12 protein-coding genes are annotated in these 21,132 nt (G+C 36.8%); 5 read left to right on the plus strand and 7 right to left on the minus strand.

Features of this window, described 5'->3' with window-relative positions; genetic code table 11:
* Positions 1–488: 488 nt before the first annotated feature.
* Complete coding sequence (locus tag ACSQ6I_RS14555; protein WP_438891030.1) at positions 489–1,031, minus strand: PadR family transcriptional regulator; 543 nt, start codon at positions 1,029–1,031, stop codon at positions 489–491.
* Between the two features lie 115 nt (positions 1,032–1,146).
* On the opposite strand from ACSQ6I_RS14555, the gene ACSQ6I_RS14560 reads away from it, so the two are divergent.
* Genes ACSQ6I_RS14560 through ACSQ6I_RS14570 form a run of 3 tightly spaced genes read left to right on the plus strand, consistent with a single transcriptional unit; the run spans position 1,147 to position 4,239 of the window.
* Positions 1,147–2,376, plus strand: a complete 1,230-nt coding sequence (locus ACSQ6I_RS14560) for an ABC exporter membrane fusion protein (protein WP_438891031.1) — start codon at positions 1,147–1,149, stop codon at positions 2,374–2,376.
* A gap of 7 nt (positions 2,377–2,383) precedes the next feature.
* Entirely contained in the window at positions 2,384–3,544 is a 1,161-nt protein-coding gene (devC, locus tag ACSQ6I_RS14565) for an ABC transporter permease DevC (RefSeq protein ID WP_438891032.1), read from the plus strand.
* Positions 3,545–3,555: 11 nt separating this feature from the next.
* Positions 3,556–4,239, plus strand: a complete 684-nt coding sequence (locus ACSQ6I_RS14570; protein ID WP_438891033.1) for a DevA family ABC transporter ATP-binding protein — start codon at positions 3,556–3,558, stop codon at positions 4,237–4,239.
* Between the two features lie 31 nt (positions 4,240–4,270).
* Here the strand turns inward: ACSQ6I_RS14570 and ACSQ6I_RS14575 are convergent, their stop codons facing one another.
* The 4 genes from ACSQ6I_RS14575 to ACSQ6I_RS14590 all read right to left on the minus strand — a co-directional run bounded on the left by ACSQ6I_RS14575 (position 4,271) and on the right by ACSQ6I_RS14590 (position 14,339).
* Complete coding sequence (locus ACSQ6I_RS14575; protein WP_438891034.1) at positions 4,271–6,928, minus strand: CHAT domain-containing protein; 2,658 nt, start codon at positions 6,926–6,928, stop codon at positions 4,271–4,273.
* A gap of 110 nt (positions 6,929–7,038) precedes the next feature.
* Entirely contained in the window at positions 7,039–10,656 is a 3,618-nt protein-coding gene (locus ACSQ6I_RS14580; protein ID WP_438891035.1) for a CHAT domain-containing protein, read from the minus strand.
* A 555-nt stretch (positions 10,657–11,211) separates the two neighbouring features.
* Positions 11,212–13,125 (minus strand): transketolase, encoded by a 1,914-nt coding sequence (locus ACSQ6I_RS14585; RefSeq protein WP_438891036.1) that lies wholly within the window; start codon positions 13,123–13,125, stop codon positions 11,212–11,214.
* A 734-nt stretch (positions 13,126–13,859) separates the two neighbouring features.
* Positions 13,860–14,339 carry a GNAT family N-acetyltransferase gene (locus ACSQ6I_RS14590; protein WP_438891037.1) on the minus strand — a complete coding sequence of 160 codons (480 nt, stop codon included), beginning with the start codon at positions 14,337–14,339 and terminating at the stop codon, positions 13,860–13,862.
* Between the two features lie 29 nt (positions 14,340–14,368).
* Here ACSQ6I_RS14590 and ACSQ6I_RS14595 point away from each other — a divergent pair, with 29 nt between their 5' ends.
* Together ACSQ6I_RS14595 and ACSQ6I_RS14600 are read left to right on the plus strand one after the other, a co-directional pair.
* Positions 14,369–14,596 (plus strand): hypothetical protein, encoded by a 228-nt coding sequence (locus ACSQ6I_RS14595; RefSeq protein WP_438891038.1) that lies wholly within the window; start codon positions 14,369–14,371, stop codon positions 14,594–14,596.
* Between the two features lie 364 nt (positions 14,597–14,960).
* Positions 14,961–15,749: a DUF4231 domain-containing protein gene (locus ACSQ6I_RS14600; protein WP_438891039.1), complete on the plus strand. Its 789-nt coding sequence runs from the start codon at positions 14,961–14,963 to the stop codon at positions 15,747–15,749.
* 94 nt (positions 15,750–15,843) lie between these two features.
* Here the strand turns inward: ACSQ6I_RS14600 and ACSQ6I_RS14605 are convergent, their stop codons facing one another.
* Together ACSQ6I_RS14605 and ACSQ6I_RS14610 are read right to left on the minus strand one after the other, a co-directional pair.
* Complete coding sequence (locus tag ACSQ6I_RS14605) at positions 15,844–18,813, minus strand: hybrid sensor histidine kinase/response regulator (protein WP_438891040.1); 2,970 nt, start codon at positions 18,811–18,813, stop codon at positions 15,844–15,846.
* Positions 18,814–18,870: 57 nt separating this feature from the next.
* Entirely contained in the window at positions 18,871–21,123 is a 2,253-nt protein-coding gene (locus ACSQ6I_RS14610) for a methyl-accepting chemotaxis protein (RefSeq protein ID WP_438891041.1), read from the minus strand.
* Positions 21,124–21,132: the final 9 nt, after the last annotated feature.

The following is a 21,132-nucleotide window of genomic DNA, read 5'->3' on the forward strand; positions in this document are numbered from 1 at the left end:
TTGCAACCAAATTTTGCTTATTTCTATTCACAATAGTAGAAATTATTTTTCTATTTGTCCTCTTGCTGATGACTGAAGTCTGGTGAGATATGAGATTGCTGATAGAAATAGAACTAAAGATAGAGAAGTAGATAAAAGGGAAGTAATACTACTCAGTTCAGATACACAATCTTTGGATAACCCTCTTAGGGGACGTTTGAAAAGTATTTTTGGTAACATCAAAGCCTTGGAAACCTAACTCTAATCTCTTCCCTACAAGATTTGGGAAGTAAGAATCAAAGTCTCTCTAGGGGAGAGGTACTCTACGGGAAGCCTCTATGCGTTTATGGAAAGGGGTTTCTCGTATACTTTGTGACTTTTCAACCATCCTCTAATATCATGTTCGGTTAAATACTGAAAGAAACGGTATCAGGTATCAATCCCCGAAAAATAAATAATAGAAAAAATGGAGATATATATTTTAAATGTTCAGGGGTATATTTGGTTGATTATTGTTGAGGATCTTTGATAACCTCTAAGGCTTCATCACACCAATCTATCCATTCTAATTCATAACGAATACCCGCATTTAAAACTAAATATCTGAGCTTTTGTTTTCTAGTTAATGTTTCTGGATTAGGGAATTTCTCTTGCTCAATTTGCCGATATTTGGACAATTTTTCTATATGTATTTGACGACGGCGTTTTACATCTTCTATCAGTACACTAGCTGGTACTAAACTACCAGAAAAAACTTTTACTAATATGTCTTCTCTAATTATGTCGGGTTCGCTGGGTTGTCGCATCCACTCTAATAAATGCTGTTTACCTAATTCTGTAATTGAGTAGATTTTTTTATCTAAGCGTCCTTGACGGGGAATAATCTCGGAAACAATTAACTCCTGTGATTCTAATTTGCTCAGTTCCCGGTAAATTTGCTGTTGTGATGTGTTCCAAAAACAACCGATTGATTCGCTAAATACCTTGGAAAGGTCATAGCCACTATGGGGTTTTTCAATTAAACAGGTCAAAATGGCTTGCGGTAAACCCATAAAAAACTACTTGACAGATATTTTCTTTAGGTTACACTAAATTTTGTACACAACAAGTTGAATAAAAAAAGTTTAATTAACTAAATTGAGTAAATTAATTCAGGTGGAGACTTAAGTGCAGAATTTTGACCTAGAACCAGCCAAAACCTCCAAGTATCCCAAGCAAGCTAACTTGTCAGTGCGATCGCTCATTGTTAGTACCCTAGTTTTAGCTGTCACCAGTATTGCAGCATCATCATATTTTTTAATCAGGAGACAAAATAGCGATCAGAACGCCACCACCCTAGCAGCAGAAAGTCTTCCAGCAATTAAAGCGGTTACGGCTTTGGGAAGAATTGAACCCCAAGGGGAAGTTATTCAAGTGTCGGTGTCGCAAATCGTGGGTAGTAACCGAGTCGATGAACTATTAGTTAAGCAAGGTGAAAACATTAAGAAAGGACAAGTAATTGCTATTTTGGATAGTAGCGATCGCCGTTTAGCAGCACTAAATCGCGCCAAGCAACAAGTCAAAGTAGCCGAATCTCAATTAGCACGGGTAAAAGCTGGTGCAAAGCAGGGAGAAATCGCCACCCAAATAGCGACAATTAGTGAATTAGAAGCAGAATTACGTCAACAAAGTGCAGCAAGAATAGCCACAGTCAAACGGTTGGAAGCAGAAGTAAAAAATGCTCAATTAGAATATCAACGGCATGAATACTTACAAGTAGAAGGTGCTATTTCTACATCCATCCGTGATAGTAAAAAATTGATTTTAGAAACAGCAGAAGCAAATCTGCAAGAAGCTATTGCTAACCGGATTCAGACATCAGAAACCCTCAGAGAAAAACTCAGACAAGCCAGAGCAACTTTAAATCAAATTGCAGAAATACGTCCCACCGATATCCAAATAGCAGTCGCCGAAATAGAAAGTGCAAAAGCCGCAGTCCGTGAAGCTCAAGCAGATGTAGATTTAGCTTATGTGCGTTCTCCCCAAGATGGAAAAATTCTTAAAGTTCATACTTGGGGAGGAGAAATTGTCAGTGATAAAGGCATTGTAGAAATTGGAAAAACTGAGCAAATGTATGTAGTTGCTGAAGTATATGAAGCCGATATTAATAGCGTAAAAATAGGACAATCGGCAACTATTACTCAACTCAATTTACCGGGAATATTAGCAGGAAATGTTGAAGAAGTAGGATTATTAATCGCCAAGAAAGATGTACTCAATACTGATCCTGCGGCTGATATAGATGCGCGAGTTGTAGAAGTTAAAATCCGCCTCAATCCAGAATCTAGTCAACGAGTTACAACTTTAACTAACTCTAAAGTAAAAGTAGCAATTCAATTAAATAATAATTCGGATTAGAAAAAATATGTGGAAACGCAAAATACCACTAGCATGGTTACAGTTGTCAAGAGAAAAATCCCGAATGCTAGTTGCTATTGCTGGCATTGCTTTTGCAGATGTGTTAATGTTTTTACAACTTGGCATTCGTGAAGCTCTATTTGATGGTGCAGTACAACTACATAACAGTTTAGAAGGAGAAATTGTTTTAGTTAGTTCTCGCTATAAATCCTTAATTTCATTAGATCAATTTTCTCAAAGGAGATTATATCAAACATTAGGTTTCACAGGTGTACAATCTGTAAGTCCTATTTATTTAGGTTCTCTTCCCTGGAAAAATCCCGATAATCAACAAACTTGGAATATTTATGCTATTGGCTTTAATCCAGAAGAACAAGTAGTGAATTTAGCTGGAGTTAAAGAGAATTTAAACAAATTAAGAGAGGCCGATACTGTTTTATTTGATCGTGGTTCTCGTAAAGAATTTGGTACTGTTGTTTCCCAAATTCAAACTAATAATACTGTCACCACAGAATTAAACAATCGTCAAATTAATGTTGTGGGTTTATTCCGTTTAGGTACTTCTTTTGGTGTAAATGGAAATATCATCACTAGTGATGTCAATTTCCTCCGCTTATTTGGAAAAAAGAGAGAGAAAGGATTAATTGATTTTGGACTAATTAAGTTAGAATCTGGAGCGAATTTAGATTGGGTAATAGCCAATTTAAAAGCCAAACTACCAAATGATGTTCAGGTTATTTCTAAACAGGAATTCATGGCTAGGGAAAAAAGCTTTTGGAATACTAGCACACCTGTAGGATTTACCTTTACATTAGGTGCAATCATTGGCTTTATGGTTGGTGCGGTAATTGTGTATCAAATTCTCTATAGTGATGTTTCTGATCATTTACCAGAATATGCAACTTTGAAAGCAATAGGTTGTAAAAATAGCTATTTAATTGTTGTGGTATTTCAAGAAGCATTAATTCTAGCAGCTATTGGCTTTATTCCTGGAATTACTATTGCTCAAGGTTTATATATGATTACCAAACAGGCAACTCTGTTACCAATCATGATGACTTTAGAAAGAGCAGTTTTGATATTTATTTTGACAACATTAATGTGTTCTATCTCTGCATTGATAGCCATGCAAAAATTACAATCTGCTGATCCTGCTGATATTTTTTAGAAATAAAGACTATGAATAATTTCCCGGCTATCTCTGTTTCTAACCTTAATCACTATTATAGTGAAGGGGGATTAAAAAAACAAACTTTGTTTAATATTAATTTGGATATTCTCCCAGGAGAAATTGTGATTATGACAGGCCCTTCTGGTTCTGGTAAAACTACTTTATTAACTTTAATTGGTAGTTTACGTTCTGTACAATCAGGTAGCCTCAAAATTTTGGGTAAAGAACTTTGTGGTGCGAATAAAAATGATATGGTGCAGGTGCGGCGAAATATTGGTTATATTTTTCAAGCGCACAATTTGTTAGGTTTTCTGACTGCTCAACAAAATGTGCAAATACCTTTTGAAAATAATCATAGTATTTCCTTTCGAGAGGCGCAAGCTATCGCCGCAGCTATGTTAACTACTGTGGGTTTAGGCGAAAGATTGAATTATTATCCTGATGGACTTTCTGGGGGACAAAAACAACGAGTTGCGATCGCTCGTGCTTTGGTACATCATCCTCAACTTGTTTTAGCGGATGAACCCACAGCAGCTTTAGATAGTAAATCGGGACGAGATGTGGTCAATTTAATGCAGCAATTAGCTAAAGAGCAAGGTTGTACAATTTTGCTTGTCACCCATGATAACCGCATTTTAGATATCGCTGATCGCATAGTTAAGATGGAAGATGGCTATTTGGTTACGAGTTAAAAATTTTCGATTGATACTGTGATTTATTGAATCATCGCCACTCACCCTGTAAGGTAAAAGCAGCCCAATAATCAGGTTTAGAAAAACGCTCATCCTGTAACATCTCAATCTGTGCTTGTCTTAATGCCGCAGAGGGTTTTAAACCATCTTTGAGCATTTTTTGATAAAATTTTTCCATCAGTACCGAAGTCCCCTCATCATCGACATTCCACAAACTCATCACCACGCGAGGACTACCTGCATATATAAAACCAGTTGTTAAACCAACTAATCCTTCTCCTTTGATTTCTTCACCTAAACCAGTTTGACAAGCACTCAAAACTACCAAATCTGCTGATAGGTTTAAATTGAAAATATCATGCAAACGTAAAAAGCCATTTTCTGGTTTACCTTTATCATTAAATAGTGATAAGACTAAACCGGATAATTCCGGTTGTTTACTGTCTATAATACCGTGAGTAGCAAAATGAATTATTCGATATTGGCTGAGTTGGGGATTTGTTACAAAATCACGATTAGCAGAAAAATCATAAGCTTGTAAACTTTGATTTTTAGGAACCAACTTTAAAATTGTTTCTGCTTCTTTGCGAGTAAATGGTAAACGGTTAAATTGGATTTCTGTATTACCTACGGCTCTTTTTAAAACCAGATTTTCTAAATTATCTGTGTTTAGTTTTGTTGGTTTTCCTTTATCAATAAAACGTTGATCATCAGTTGTAAACACCGGATCTGCTAACATTGCTAAACTTTTCAGTGCGGTTTTACGTCCTTTTTGTTCAGTGCGAAGCAGTGCGACTGTAGAAGCTGATGGTAAAGTGACAATTTCGTGATTGATTATTAATGGTTGATATTTCTGGCTATTGGGTATTGATAAAGCTGTAAAGGGTAAATATTGCAAAGCCCCATCACCAACGATAACTAATCTTTTATTACCTAACTTTTCTGCTACTGGTTCTATTAAGATTTTTGTTAATTGTGCAGATGCTTTAACGATTGTTTTTTTATTTGATGAAGGTTTGACAATTTCATTACGGAAGTTTTTAACTAAGGTTTCTATCTCGCCACTTTTAGGAAGTTCATAACTTGTCATTCCTCTTTTAGTAATTGCCCAAAGATAACTCTTTTCTTCACCTAGAGAATATTCTAAAAGTATGGTATCTTCATCTAAGACTCGTTGTTGAATTTGTGCTAATGTCAATGGTTGTGGTTGAGTAATAGCAGCATAACGAGGGCTGTTAATACGGATTTTTGTTTGAATGTCTTGATATTGGTCTAAAAGTTTAGCGGTTTGTGTTTCTAAAGCTCGTTTTTGTTCTGATGTGTATTTACCACTGAGTAATTGAATACGGTGTTTTTCATGATTATCAAGTTGTTGTTGTATATTCCGTTCTGCTTGCAGTAATTTGGCATCTACACCAGTACGAATATCGGCATTAGCTTCTGTAATAAGTTCTAACAAACTACGGGCGCGGGCGCTTTCGCTGGCTTGCAGTGCGATCGCATCGTATCCTTTTGATGGTTGCTGTTTGTGTAGCTGCATCAATAGGTCAATATAGAATTTGTAATAACTTTGGACAGTGGCAAAGTAAGAAGTGCGTAATTCTGGACTAGTGATTTTAGTGCGTAATTCTTCAATAATATTGATGGCATACTGCATCTGCTGAAAAGCTTCAGCGAGGTTCCCTTGGCTACGTTGTAGAGACGCAAGGTTGCGGTTAGTATTCGCTTCACCTACTCTATCTCCTACTGACCTATACATAAGCAATGCTTGGTTGTAGAATGTCAATGCTTTCTGCTTTTCTCCCAAGTCGGAATAGACTAAGCCAATGTTTTTGAGATTAGTGGCTTCCATACCTCTATTTCCTACTGCCCTTAATATAGGGAATGCTTGGTTGTAGAAATCTAATGCTTTCTGCTTTTCTCCCAAGTCGGAATAGATTAAGCCAATGTTGCTGAGGGTAGTGGCTTCCATATTTTTATTTCCCACTACCCTGAATATGGGTAATGCTTGGTTATAGAAATCTAATGCTTTCTGCTTTTCTCCCAAGTCGGAATAGACTAAGCCAATGTTGTTGAGGGTAGTGGCTTCCATGCTTCTATTTCCCACCGCCCTTAATATTCCCAAGTCGGAATGGACTAAGCCCATGACACTGAGGATACTGTTTTCCATAATTCTGTTGCCCACTACCCTTAATATGGGCAATGCTTGGTTATAGAAATCTAATGCTTTCTGCTTTTCTCCCAAGTCGGAGTGGACTAAGCCCATGACAGTGAGGAGACTAGCTTCCCCACCTTTATCCCCTACCTCCCTGAATATGGGTAATGCTTGGTTGTAGAACTCCAATGCTTTCTGCTTTTCTCCCAAGGACGAGTAGATATAGCCCATATAAGCAAGAGATAAGGCTTCTAACCCTTTTTCACCAGCTTGACTATATAGTATGACTGCTTGTTCAAATTTTGTAATTGCCTGTTTCAATGATTCTACTGAGCCTATTTGATATAGTTTGTCTGCCTCTGCAAAGGCTTTGTCAGCAGAAATTTTGAAATTTGATGATGTTGTCTGTGTTTGTTGGGCTATCTTGACAGACTTATAGCCAGTAGTTGCTACACCAGGAGAGGACAATAACAATGTACAAACCAAGAAAGCAAGAGGACAATAATTTAAACAGGACAGAGATGGTTTTAGCATTTAGGAATATTGATTTTCTATTAATAGTTGAAAATAAGTGTTTTTATAATTTTATCCAAAAACGCTATAAATCTATCTTTGATTTTAATTTATTTAGGCTTTTTGATTTATTACCTCCACTCACCCTGTAAGGTAAAAGCTGCCCAATAATCAGGTTTAGAAAAACGCTCATCCTGTAACATCTCAATCTGCGCTTGTCTCAATGCCGCAGAGGGTTTCAATCCACCTGTGAGCATTTTTTGATAAAATTTCCGCATTAGTAATGATGTGGCTTGATCATCGACATTCCACAAACTTACTACAACTCTAGGACTACCTGCATACATAAATCCCCTTGTTAATCCTACCAATCCTTCTCCTTTGATTTCCTGTCCTAAACCTGTTTGACAAGCACTCAAAACTACCAAATCTGCTGATAAGTTAAGGTTGAAAATATCGTGAAGACGTAAAAAACCATTTTGCGGTTTTCCTTGATCATCAAATAGAGATAAAACTATTCCTGATAATTCTGGTTGTTCGCTGTTAAAAATCCCATGAGTTGCAAAGTGTAAAATTCGATATTCGCTCAGTTGTTTATTGGTAACAAATTCTCGATTAGCCGCAAAATCATAAGCTTGTAATTTTTTATTTTCTGGAACTAATTCTAAAATTTCTTGGGCTTCTTGGCGGGTAAAAGGTAATCTTTGAAATTTTATAGCTGTATTGAGTATGGCTCTTTTCAATGCTAGGCTATTTAAGTTGTTATTTTCCTGTATTTTAGGTAATTGTCTGTCAATATTAAGCCGTTCATCATCTTTTGTAAATACTGGATCTGCTAAAAGTGCTAAGGTTTTAGTTGCAGTTTTCTTTGTTTGTTGTTCCCGTCTCAGTAGTGCAACTGTAGAAGCTGATGGTAAAGTGATAATTTCGTGATTGAGAATTAATGGTTGGTATGTTTGGGTATTTGGTATTGTTAAAGCTGCAAACGGTATATATTGTAAAGCACCATCACCAACTATAACTAAGCGTTTTTTTCCTAATTGTTGGGCTATGGGTGTTAACAATATTTGTGTTAAAGATGCTGCTGCTGTAGTTATTGTTTTTTTATTTGATGTAGGTTTGACAATTTCGTTACGGAAGTTTTTAACTAGGGTTTCTATTTCTGCACTTTGAGGAAGTTCATAACTAGAAATACTTGTTTTTGTAATTGCCCAAAGATAACTGCGTTCTTCACCAAGGGAGTATTCTAAAAGCAAGGTATTTTCATCTAATACTTGCTGTTGAATTTCTTTGAGTGTTAATGGCTGGGGTTGGGTGAGGGCTGCGTAACGGGGGCTGGTGGCGCGGATTTTTGCTTGGATTTGGCGATATTGTTCTAATAGATTGGTTGTTTCTTGTTGGAATGCTTGTTCTTGTTTGGCGTTGTCAGGTTTGCTTGATATTTCAATGCGGCGTTTTTCTAAAGCATCAAGTTGTTGTTGGAGGTTGCGTTCTTGGGTGAGGAGTTGAGGATCTACACCTTGGCGGATGTCTGCATTGGCTTCGTTGAGAATTTCTAATAAACTCCGGGCGCGGGCGCGTTCACTGGCTTGGAGTGCGATCGCATTATAACCTTTTGATGGTTGTTGTTTGTGCAGTTGCATCAACAGGTCGATGTAAAATTGGTAATATTTCTGGACTGTGGCAAAGTAGGATGTGCGTAAGTCTTGGCTGGTGACTGTGGTGCGAATGCTTTCGACTATTTGAATGGTTTTTTCAATGGGGGTAATGGCAGCGGCTAAATTGCCTCGATTGCGCTCTGTGAGGGCGATATAGTAGAGTGTATCAGCTTCTCCGGTGCGATCGCCCAATTTTTGCCTGAGTTGCAATTCTTGATGATAAGTCTCAATCGCTGGTTGATACTGTTTTAAGGAATTGTAAGTTTTAGCGATATTACCAAATATATTAGCTTGTGCCGCAGGATAACCCAATTTTTCAAATCCAGATAAAGCCTGACGTGAAGCTTCTAGGGCTTTTTGATCATCTCCTGACGCTAAATAAATTCTCCCCAAATAAGCTAAAGCTGTGGCTTCACTAAAGCTATTTTTGCGTTGACGTGACGCAATCAATATTTTGTTAGCAGCATCTAAGGCTTGGGGATAATTTTTTAATTCTTCATGTACTCTAATTATCCCTGTTGTTATCGCTAATTCTTGGTTAATATCTTCCAATTTTCGGGATATTTCTAATCCTTGGGTATAATATTTCAATGCTGATTTATAATCTTTTAATTCTTTATAAACATCTCCAATATTATTCATGGTTTGAGCTAAACCACTGAAATCGTCCATTTTTTGAAACTTCGTTAATGCTTGATTTAAAGTTTCAATACTCAACTGATAATTGCCTAAATATTGATATATTTTAGCAATATATCTCAAGGTTGTTGCTTCTTCTAGAAAATTCTGTGTTTGTCGCTGAATTGTCAATGCTTGGTTATAAAAATCAATTGCTTTTTGATATTCACCAGTTGATTGATAAACATCTGCAAGAGATGTCAGAGTTCTGGCTTCTTCAGGACTTTTGCTTTTGCGTTGTAGTTCTAATGCTTGATTTAGTACATCAAGTGCTTTTTGTTTTTGACCAGTTTGCCGGTAAATCAGACTAATATTATATAAAATTTTAGCTTCAAAAGATTCTGGTTGTAAAATAGGGTTGGTAATTTGTTTAAGTAGAGAACGTGCATTTTCAAACGCATTTAAAGATTTGCTGTATTCATAAAAAGTTAGATAAGTTCCAGCTACACTAGAAAGAATAGTTGATTGTTGTAATAAATTCAATTGTAAATCTAGACCAGAAAGGTTTTTCTGTGTTGTTTTTTGTATCTCTAAAGCTTGATTTAAGGAATTAATACTTAGTTCTGTTTGACCAGCATAACCATATAATAAACCCAACATTCCCAGACCTTTGGCTTGTCCAGATAAGTCTTTTAGTTGACGGCGAATTTCTAAAGACTGATTTAAATAGTTAATGCTTTGTTTGATTTCTCCTAAATTTGCATAGTTTGTAGCAATACTTTCTAATGTATCTGCTTCTCCAGATTTATCATTATTAGCCCGCTGAATCTCTAATTGTTGATTATAATAATCTAAGGCTTTGTTTGTGTCTCCAATACTTGCATAAGTTTTGGCAATAGCATCAAGTACAAAAATAATATAGTCTTGATTTTTCTCGGTTTTCAGAATAGATAGAGATTGCTGATAAAATTCAATAGCTTTTTGTTTTTCACCTAATTTAACGTAGGCATTACCAATAAACAAAATAATAGTAGATTGTCCTTTTGTATCTTGTATATTTCGTCTAATAGCTAATGCTTGATGATAATATTCTAAGGATTTAGGAATTTGGTTTAAATCAAGATAAATCCCTCCTAATCCTACAAGTGTAGCTGCCTCAGAAGAACTGACTCCCAATTTGCGCCAAATTTTGAGTGCGGCTTCATATTTGGTGATTGCTTGCTGAAATGATTCTGCTGTTCCTTGTTGTTGCAGTTTTCCGGCCTCTGCAAATAATTGTTTTGCTTCAGCAATCGCTTCTTCTTGTGCTGGAGTGAAAGTTTGCTGCTGGGCTATTGATGGTGCAGGATTAATGTTGAGATTTTTGACAGATGCAATCGCTGTCAGAGGATGAGATAATAAGAGAGCGATCGCGCCAAGCGCAGTGCTGAAAGCGATCTCTAAAACTTGACCACATTTTCTCCCCTGCACCATTACACCACCTTTAATTGGTAATATCGGTCATCAGTGGTCAATGCTAAATGGAGTCAAGCTTTTTGTCAATATTATTTATACTAAACGCCGTTGGGAAATTGACTTTTGCAAAATAAGGGAAAACCTAGATGTGTAGGGGTTTAGCCATGCTTATAGGTATCAACTTAAGCTAGAAATAGCTTATTTGTTGGACTCCACACCCGCCCAGAAATGAATTTCCGGGCTAATAACTAAAGTTTACTAAAGTAAACTGGGGATTTTTTCGCATTTTTAGTCATCTCTTTAGATGACTTTTGCTATGAGACTGGGAATTGATTCCTAGTCGGGTTATAGGTTTTAGAGACTTGCAAATAAAAAAATATCCCGTATTTGTGAGGGCAGGGGGCAGGGTGCAGGGGGAGGAAAAGTCGTTTTGATTTCACAAATTGGATAGCGAAGCGCTGCTGCAAGCAGTTCATCTTTTTTGTGGAGTTCCCTTACGTTAAGTTTACACCAATGAGCTTTTGCTTTACCCCTACCGATAGCATCAAAACGACTTTTTTATTTGGAAGTCTCCTAAGATACTCCCACCAGTTGTCTAACTTGCGATTTCACAGTTTCCACAATGGCATCAGCATCAATTTTAGCAGCATGGAGTAGTTCTTCTGGTGTACCGGAAGTGGGCATATCTCGAACTGCGAGTTTAATAATTTGCAGTTGCGAACCTTTGTAAGGATGAGTGCTACTATTACCGGCAAAGGCATCCAACACAGCGTCACCTAAACCACCTTCTAGCCAATGGTCTTCCACAACTATTAAGTTACCGTTAGTATCTTTTGCGGCTTGACGTAATGTTTGCACATCTATGGGTTTAACGGAATAGGCATCAATAACGCGGACTTTGATCCCTTCATTTTTCAATTTGTCGTAAGCTTTGAGGGCTTCGTGGAGGGTAATACCTGCACCTATAACAGTGGCTTGATCTTCGTGGGAACGGTGGAGAGTTTTGCTACCACCAATGGGAAATGTTTCTTCACTGCTATAAATTACAGGCGTGCTTTCTCTGGTGGTGCGAAGATAAACTATGCCAGTGCGATCGCTTTGCTTGCCGTAGGCATCGCTCATCTGTGCTACTAGTTTAGCAGTTTGATTAGCATCACTAGGATACAACACAGTACTATTCCACACAGCGCGAAAAGCCGCTAAATCTTCTAATCCCATTTGAGAAGCACCATCTTGACCAATAGAGACACCAGCATGGGAACCGACTAACTTAATGTTGGCACGAGATACAGCCGCCATGCGAACAAAGTCATAAGCACGAGTTAAAAATGCTGCGAAGGTAGAAGCAAAGGGTTTGTATTTTCTTACCTGCAAACCTACCGCTGCTGCTATCATTTGCTGTTCAGCAATGTACATTTCAAAGTAGCGTTCAGGAAAGGCTTCAGCGAAATCTTCAGCATATGTGGAATTATTCACCTCAGCATCCAGGACAACTACATCAGGTTGTGATGTTCCCAAAGCTAATAAAGCATCACCATAAGCGCGACGGGTAGCAACTTTCTGATCTTTTTTATATGTGGGCAGTTGTAGGGGTTGAGGTACTCCTAGTACAGCTGGTTGGCTATGTGATTCTGGTTGATCAACAGTGATAGTAATGTGACGTTCTCCACCCAATTCGGCAACAGCTTGTTGTTCCTGTTCTGCTTTCAAAGCTTTACCATGCCAACCGCCTATATCTTCTAAAGTCTTTACTCCTTTACCTTTTTTTGTCTTAGCAATAATCACTGTGGGACGGTCATTTACAGCCACAGCAGCACTAAATGCTTGATCAATTTCTGTTAAATTGTGACCATCAATTTCTATAGCTTGCCAGCCAAAAGCCTTGGCACGATTAGCATAAGCTTGTGTATTCCAGCCTAATTCAGTTTGACCACGTTGACCGAGACGATTGACATCAATAATCGCAATTAAATTATCTAAACTATAGTGAGAGGCATGATCAAAAGCTTCCCAAACCGAACCTTCTGCTGTTTCACTATCCCCCAATAATACCCAAATGTTGTAGGGTAATTGGTCTAAATATTTACCTGCTAAAGCCACTCCCACACCAATGGGTAAGCCTTGTCCTAGAGAACCTGTAGCTACATCTACCCAAGGGAAAACAGGTGTAGGATGACCTTCTAAGCGACTACCAAGCTGGCGTAGAGATAGTAATTCTTGGTCAGAAATCACGCCTGCTGCTTTATACATCGAATACAACAACGGTGCAGCGTGTCCTTTAGAGAGAATAAAGCGATCGTTATTCGGGTTATCTGGATGATCGAAGTCGTAGTGGAGATATTTAGATAATAAAACTGCCATTAAATCAGCGGGAGACATAGAAGAAGTAGGATGACCAGAACCGGCGACAGTCGTAGCGCGAATACTATCAACACGCAACTGTTGGGCTAATTCCTGCCATTGATGTAGCTGTTCTTGGGTGGTCATAATGGTAGTTTCCTAAATAGAATTTCCTAAATAGAAATTGAAGTTATTGACAATGATTAAACAGTAACTTTGTCGGTAAAATATAGAAAAATATGAATTCTATATTTGCTTGGATTTACTCTAGATATATAAGCTTATAAAAGCTTCTTGCTAATGGAATAAACAATTGATATATCTTTAGTAAGATGACAATTTTTACAGAATTTTACATATTATTATATTTTCTATTATAGTGTTCCAAGAAATAAAATGCTTAGTCATGTTGTAGCTTGCTTAAAGGGTGTTTGAAAAGTCTACGCTTGTATCTAGATCCCCCCTAATCCACCTTAAAAAAAGGGGAATAACCTGCTTAAAGTCCTCCTTAAAAAGGAGGATTTAGGAGGATATAAAGTTTTTAATAAATCAGTCACCACTTTTCAAACATCCTCTTAAGAGAACTCCACAAAAAAGATGATCCAATCTTGTGGGATGGGCATCCTGCCCGTCCTTGTATTATTTAGCAGGCTTTTCGGCCTGCACCACAAGATGAGATCATTTATTTTCTGGAAGTCCCTTAGAGCAGAGTACGGAGTGAAGCATCTTCTAGATTTTTCACTAAACTGCATCTTGTATTGCTTACGCCACGTTGCGCTGTCAAAATGACAATCCTAGACATTTTTTAGTTGGAATACTCTTATAGGTCTGACGCATCCTACATGAGACATTGAGTGTGTAACTTATCTAAGTCATATATTTTATTTCTCAATTGAATTATTCAATATTTTTTCCATCACAAAATTAATAAATAACTGACCTCGATATTCTACTTCTTGTTCTTTTACTACAATAAAGTTTTTACTAATAAAAAAAGGCTTGGCTGTGATACTAGCTTCTGTAAATAACTTGGTTATTCCTAAAAATTTAGCTTGTAACTCTATACCATCTAAGATTTTTGTTCCAACTCCTTGCCTTTGAAAAGCATGATGACAATAAAAACAATCAATATGACCATTTTTTTCTAAATTACTAAACCCAATGATTTGGTTATTCTCTTCTGCAACATAAGTAAAACTATTACTCAAACGGTTAATCCACATTTCGATATCTAACTTAGCTGAAGCCCAAGCCTCTATTTGTTTTTTGTTATAATCACGCACGTTTATATTATGAATAGTGTCATTAAATAAATTTATAATTTCTGGTGTATCTTCTATTTGATAGCTTCTCAATTTCATAAAATATCTCCATCACAATGTATTTGATCATGACAAAAAGTACTAATAAAAATATTCAAGAAATACCCTCTGAACAAACACCAGGTAAAGACTTATTAATAGCGAGAGGTTTGCAAAAAGAGCAATATATAGGTATTACAATTCTTTTTATATGCTTAATTGCCTTAATCGGATTTTTTAGTCGTAGAGTTGAATATGCTTTAATCTTTGCCTTGACTCTGAGCATCATTTTAATTGTTTTCTTCCTCAGTGTTTAAAATTTGAGTACAGCATAGAGAAAATAACTATCTAAAGCTTTATTCCCTCATAACTCCTGCTTTTTTGTACTAGCTGCATATTCATTTTTTGAATGTCATTAATCGAACCCTTGTAGAGACGTTCTATGGCTAGGGATTCTCAACTCTATATTCTTTTCCACTCCTATGTCTACTAGATACTCATTGAATTTTAATAAATTTTAACTTGTATTTAATACTACTTTCATATAATATACAAGTTTGTTTGTGAAAATAGCCCTTTACCGGGATTTTCACTTCACTGAATTTTAAATTGAGTATCAGGCAAAAACTCATTTGCAAATTGCCTGTAGGTCTAAATCTGTTTTTTTAGTCAGGTGAAAAAATGTTGTTGTTCTTAAAGCTGATTGATTATCTATTAGCAGCTGTTTTTATTAGTGCGGCAATTATTCTTTATTTCGATTCTAGCAATCAACAATATGTAATAGTTGGAGCCGGAGCTTTAGCTGTTGCAATTTTTTTGTTTCTACTCAATAGAAACTCTGTAAACAATGCTCGTAAGGAAGCGCAAAAGACTGAACTGGAAAAAAAAGCTGAGATTTACACCTCTTTATTAACTCATAGTAATTCCTTGGAAAACAATACTATTATTCCCGCTAGAGCTAAAGCTTTGGAGTATTGTCAAGACTTAATTGATGATTACAGAGGCACTAGAAATTGGGCAAGAAATCTTTACTATATCTTGCAAATATCTACTGTTATTTTGTCTGGTGTCACACCAATTCTAGTTTTGGTAGATAAATTAGAAGCTGGACAATCTTGGTTGAAGTGGCTGCCAGTAATTTGTCCGGCTCTTGCTTCTATTGTTGCTAGTATAGTCACATCTTTTCCTTTTCAAAAGAATGCGGTTGCTGCTAACACAATTGTTGAGTTATTAGAAGCAGAACAAGAGAAATTTATATTGGGAATTACCCCAGCTTATCGTTGTTATGATGTCACTGATGAAGCTGAACAACAACAGCGGATTAGTCAATCTGTAGAACAATTTATTACCCAGGTAAATAACATTCACCTGCAACAAGTACAACAAACTGAACAACAGGATAAAAAGAAAGAGGCTCCCCCCATGGAAGAATCTAGTCCTGAACCAACTAGAAACGAACAGCCTGCTTAAAACCGAATCTGATTTGGGTGATATCATAATTGTAAGCATATTGCCGTTAGGCTTATGCTTACCAAAAATCAAATATAATTACTATATAAATGATTCAATTATTAGCAGATCCAGTTTCTGCTATTCTAAAAATTATCTCTTCCAATGTTCTCAACAAATCTTGTTCATTATAAGGTTTAGAAAAATAAGCTCGCGCTCCTAATTGCATTGCTAATTGGCGATGTTTGTTACTACTACGAGAAGTTAACATGGCAACAGGAAGACTTTTTAAATCATCATGAGATTTGACACGTTCTAGAAAGCTATAACCATCCAGACGTGGCATTTCAATATCACAAATTACAGCTTGCACTTTTAAACCACTTTCTAATTTTTCCCAAGCGTCTTGACCATCTTTAGCTTGTTCGACTTGATACCCTCCTTTTTCTAAAGTTAGAGCTAAATAACGACGGACATTAATCGAATCATCAACAATTAAAATCATGCCCTTTTGGTGGCTAGGTCTGACTAGAGGTTGATTCTTTGGTGGTTTGAGAAAAGCTGTTTTTAATTTAGTTGTAGGTAATTTATTACTTCTATGAGGACGTTGATTGCTAGTAATCCAAGATACTAATTCACTTGTATTTACTAGTGGCACTACCCGACCATCACCGAGAATTGTACAGTTACTAAAACCATCTGGTAAAGGTATGTTGCCTTCAACTTGGCGAATTGCGACTTCTTGTTCACCCCAGCAACGATCTATTTGTACGGCGACTGGTTGATGATCATTTTTAATGATTAATACGCTACTGGCATTGATTCCCGTGGGACTTTCTATTTCTAAATTATTGTAATGGGAACAATTAAACTCAAAGTAATTACCTAGACGCATTAAGGGTAGCATGGTATCTTGCCATTTGAGAAATTCTCCACCATCCATTGAAAAAACTTGATCATTTTCTAATAAAAAGATTTCTGCAACTACATCTGTAGGAAATGCCAAAACCATTCGGTGGTTGATACCGCTACCAGTATCACTTTCTACTAATAAAACTCGCGCTACAGACAGTGTAAATGGTACTGATAATGTAAAAGTTGTACCAATTCCTGGCTGTGTATCAACTGTAATATCACCTCGCACAAGTTTGAGGTTATTTTGAACTATATCCATGCCCACACCACGGCCAGATAAAGCTGTGACTTGATCAGAAGTGGTAAAACCTGGCTCAAAAATCAGTGTTAGTAGTTCTTCTTCACTGGCAGTAGCTATTAATGCTGTATCTAAGCCCATAGCTAGAGCGCGCTGGCGAATTTTTTCTAGAGAAATGCCTCTACCATCATCACTCATGGTAATGATTGTGCGATCGCTCCGATGATATCCTTTAATTTCAATCAATCCCTGTTCTGGCTTCCCTTGAGCGTGACGGGTAGCTGGATCTTCAATCCCATGATCGAATGCATTACGTAACAAGTGCATTAGCGGCTCATTCAAAGCCTCTAAAATAGTGCGTTCAATTAAGGTTTTACCACCTTCAATTTTTAACTGCACATTTTTACCATACTCAACATTTAAATCACGGATTGCTCTCGGAAAACGCTCTACTAAGTCAGATAAAGGACGCATTCGCACTTGCGTTAATTTTCTCTGCGCTTGCTTAGATGTTTTATTCAACTTCCGGGCAATTTGATCTGTATCATCGACACTGAGTTGAATATCACTCGTAACTTCTGCTACCTGAACAATTGTTTCCATCACATCCTGAGATAGCAGGTTTAATTTTTGATAGCGATCTATTTCTAAACCTTTTACCCCAGAATCTTGCACCTCTTCCCCTGAAGTTAATACTCCAGAAGAGACACTTTGGGTAATAATTTTCTCATATGCCGAACGCACTTCTTGATGTTCTTGGTCAAGAATTTGCACTCGTTGGCTCAGTCCTAATACCAGTTTGCGTAATCTTTCTAATTGGGAATTCAATCCATTCCGCTGAATAATTATTTCTCCAAATAAATCATTAATTTCTTCTAATTGTTTACTCGGAACTCGGACTGTATTTTCATGAATTTCCTTATCTTTAGAAACACCAATTATTTCGCCTTTGCGTTCAATATATTTATAATCTATAGAGGGAATCTCTTGAGTAAATGCTATATTATGTTCAGGAAACTCAACAGCATTAATTTCTGGGGGTAATTCTACTTTTAGAGATGTTAAATCAGGAATTAACGCTTCTACAATCAGTGAATTTTCGTGTATTGTTACTTGTACAGGCTCAATAATCTGTTCTTGGATATCGCTAATAACTACTTCATTTAACTTAATTTCTGTTGGTAAGCTATTACGTTGATTTGTCAGAACTAAAGCTTGAGATCTCCTCCATGCTTGCAATGCTAACTGAGCAATTTCTACAAAACGCTGAGGCTGAGTTTCTAAATACTTGGTAACTGACTCACAAAGCTGGGTAAAAGCAGGTAACTGAAGCATTTCTCCCAAACCACCCAACTCAGCAGCCATCACTCCTACTTCTGACTGTAAATTAGTTTCTGAACTATTTGCCAATAAAGATTCTAAATTCTGCAAACACTCTTCGACTTCCGTTTCAAACAGTAGAGGAATAATTTCTTGTCCATCTTCTGGTGATAACATGGTAGTGATATCTTCTGGAGAAGGATCACCTAAACGGTCATGCAGTTCATCAAAAATTGGATAACAAAAAGTTCTTAACCACTTATCTTCGGGAGATTTTTTTTCTGACAACAACTCTACAATCTGCCGTAGCCAGTCAACTCCAGATAATAACAAACTCTGCAAATGAGTATCAATTTCTAGAGATTTTTTGCGAGTTTTGAGAACCTTAAAAGAATCTTCTAATCGGTGAGCTAAATTACTCAATAACCTAAATCCCATCATCGCTGCACCACCTTTAATGGAATGGGCAGCCCGCATGGCAGCATTAATTTTATCTAAATCAATATGTTTACTAGTATCAATTTCTAGCAAAATACTTTCTAATGTATTTAAATAATCAGTTGCTTCTTCTAAAAACTGCATCTGAATTTCAAGCTCTTTATCATTAGTCATAAATCATTAGTCCTTAGTCGTTGGTTATTAATTATTAGCCAAGAACAAATTACTTAATCAATTGAGTTTAAAATTCTCAATATTTTTTTGTAAATTCTGAAAAATTTCCATATCTCTTTGTAAGGATTCTCCAATTTTCTGGGTAGAATCACCACTATGGTGTGAAGTTTCAGAGATATCTTGCATCAATTGTCTCACAATTTGTGATGTCTCTAATTGACAATCTGAAGCCATAGCAATTGATTTTACCAAAGTATCAACTTGTTGAGAAACATCTAAAATCTCACTCAAACTTTGCTTGGCATCAGCGACAATTTGTGTACTCTCAATTACCTGAGTATTTCCCACCTCCATTGCTTGCATAACTTCATTTGTATCCCGTTTAATTTTATCGACAATTTGCTCAATTTCTTGGGTTGCAGCCGCACTGCGAGCTGCTAGTTCACCTACTTCTTCAGCTACAACAGCAAAACCTTGACCTTCTTCTCCGGCACGCGCAGCTTCAATTCCTGCATTTATTGCTAATAAGTTAGTTTGCATAGCAATTTGATTAATTAAAGAAACCACACGGGAAATTTGTTGAGAAGATTCTCCCAAACGCCGGACTTTCTTAGCAGTTTCACCTACGGTTTCTTGCAAAGACAAAATATTTTGTACTGTCAAATCCATTGCTTTTCCACTTTTGGTAGCGGTGTGGTGAGCATGATTGGCAATAGTAGTAACTTCTTGAGCGCCATCTACTAAAGCTTGCATAGAATTGGTCATTTGGTCAACTGCGGCTAAGGTGCGGTTGATATCATTAGCTTGTGTAATTGCTGCTTGTGTTAAGTCACGAATAGTACTTTCATTCGAGTCAAGGGAGGTATTTACTTGACTAGCAGCCTGTTTTACTTGAGTAACAATATCGCGGAGGTTTTCTAAAATCAAATTGAAAACATTGGCAATAGTCCCAACTTCACCAGTTATTACATCAGCGTGTACTGTCAAATCTCCCTTAGCGGCAATTTCTACTTGGCTGAGTAAATTGAGAAGTTGCAAATGTAGTGTGTCTTGTTGTTGCCATTCCTGCTCATTTATAGATTCTCTACTAACCTTGATATCTTGTTCTTTAATTGCGGCGGTTAGTTGTTCATCTGGTTGATTTGCCAACCCAATTTTGAGCTCATTTTCAACTACAGTTTCTACTCCTGCTGATGCTTGGGAATTTGGCTTTGTTATACCCTGCGCTAACCAAGCTGCAAGCAATGCGAACAATAATGCTACTAGTGCGGTTCTCTGAGCAACAAGCATCAAAAATTGTCTTTGCGGCTCAAAAGCGATCGCAGCATTTTTAGCCAAAATTAACTGCCAATTCAGATCAGGTAAACCTGCTAGTTTTTTAAATGGCACATAACTGACTAGTTCTGGCTGTTGTTTAATAGTCTGAATTCCTGTAAAACTATCAACATTTTGGATATCCAGAGGGTTAGCTAAACCAGGATATATTACTGTAGCTTCTTGACCTAATAAATCCGGCTTGAGACTGAGGAAAAACTTGCCCTTAGCATCGACTAAATAATAGTCATCACTATCAGCTACATAATTTTTGATTGTTTCTACTAATAGTTTTATGGGTATACGTGTGCGGACCACAGCAATAGTTTTTTGTGTTGCTATATCTTGAATCGGTGCAGCAACATAAATAACCACTTCGTTATTTTTTAATGTTTCTGGTTGACTAATAACAGGAGAATTATTTTGTATAACCTCTTGAAAATATTTCAGATTTTTTTCCTGAGTACTAGTTCCACCTTTAGATTGAATAATCACTTTTCCATTCAGGTCAAAAACCGCTAGATGGTCATAGGCTTTATAAGCTGTAATAAAGCGGTTTAGCACTGCTTGCTGTTCAGGAATACTCGTACTTTTACTAACTTGAGCGTTGGTTAAAAATGGTAGAGTTGAGATAACTTGAATATCTCCATATTTTGCCAACATAAAACGGTTAATAGTGTCACTTAAGCTCAGGGCTTGAGCTTCCTGATTGCTGACAATTTGCTTACTAATGGATTTACTACCGAAATTATAAGCCATCATGCCCAGTCCGAATACTGGTAAGGTGCCGAGTGCGATCGCCAAAATTACCGCTTTCGTTCTTAATGTGAGTTGCTGTAAATACCTCACGGCATGATTTCCAGGATAATTTCCAGCCGTGTTGACATGAGACTGGCTAACCATTTCTATTCTATGATCAGTAACTTTCGATGATGCTCTCAGAGATACTTTTTTTTGGGTATTCCCACTCTGAGTAGTATCAGTTTTATTAAACATAAAATTAAT

It is taken from the genome of Anabaena sp. WFMT (assembly GCF_051781005.1).
In the GTDB taxonomy this organism is placed as follows: domain Bacteria; phylum Cyanobacteriota; class Cyanobacteriia; order Cyanobacteriales; family Nostocaceae; genus Anabaena.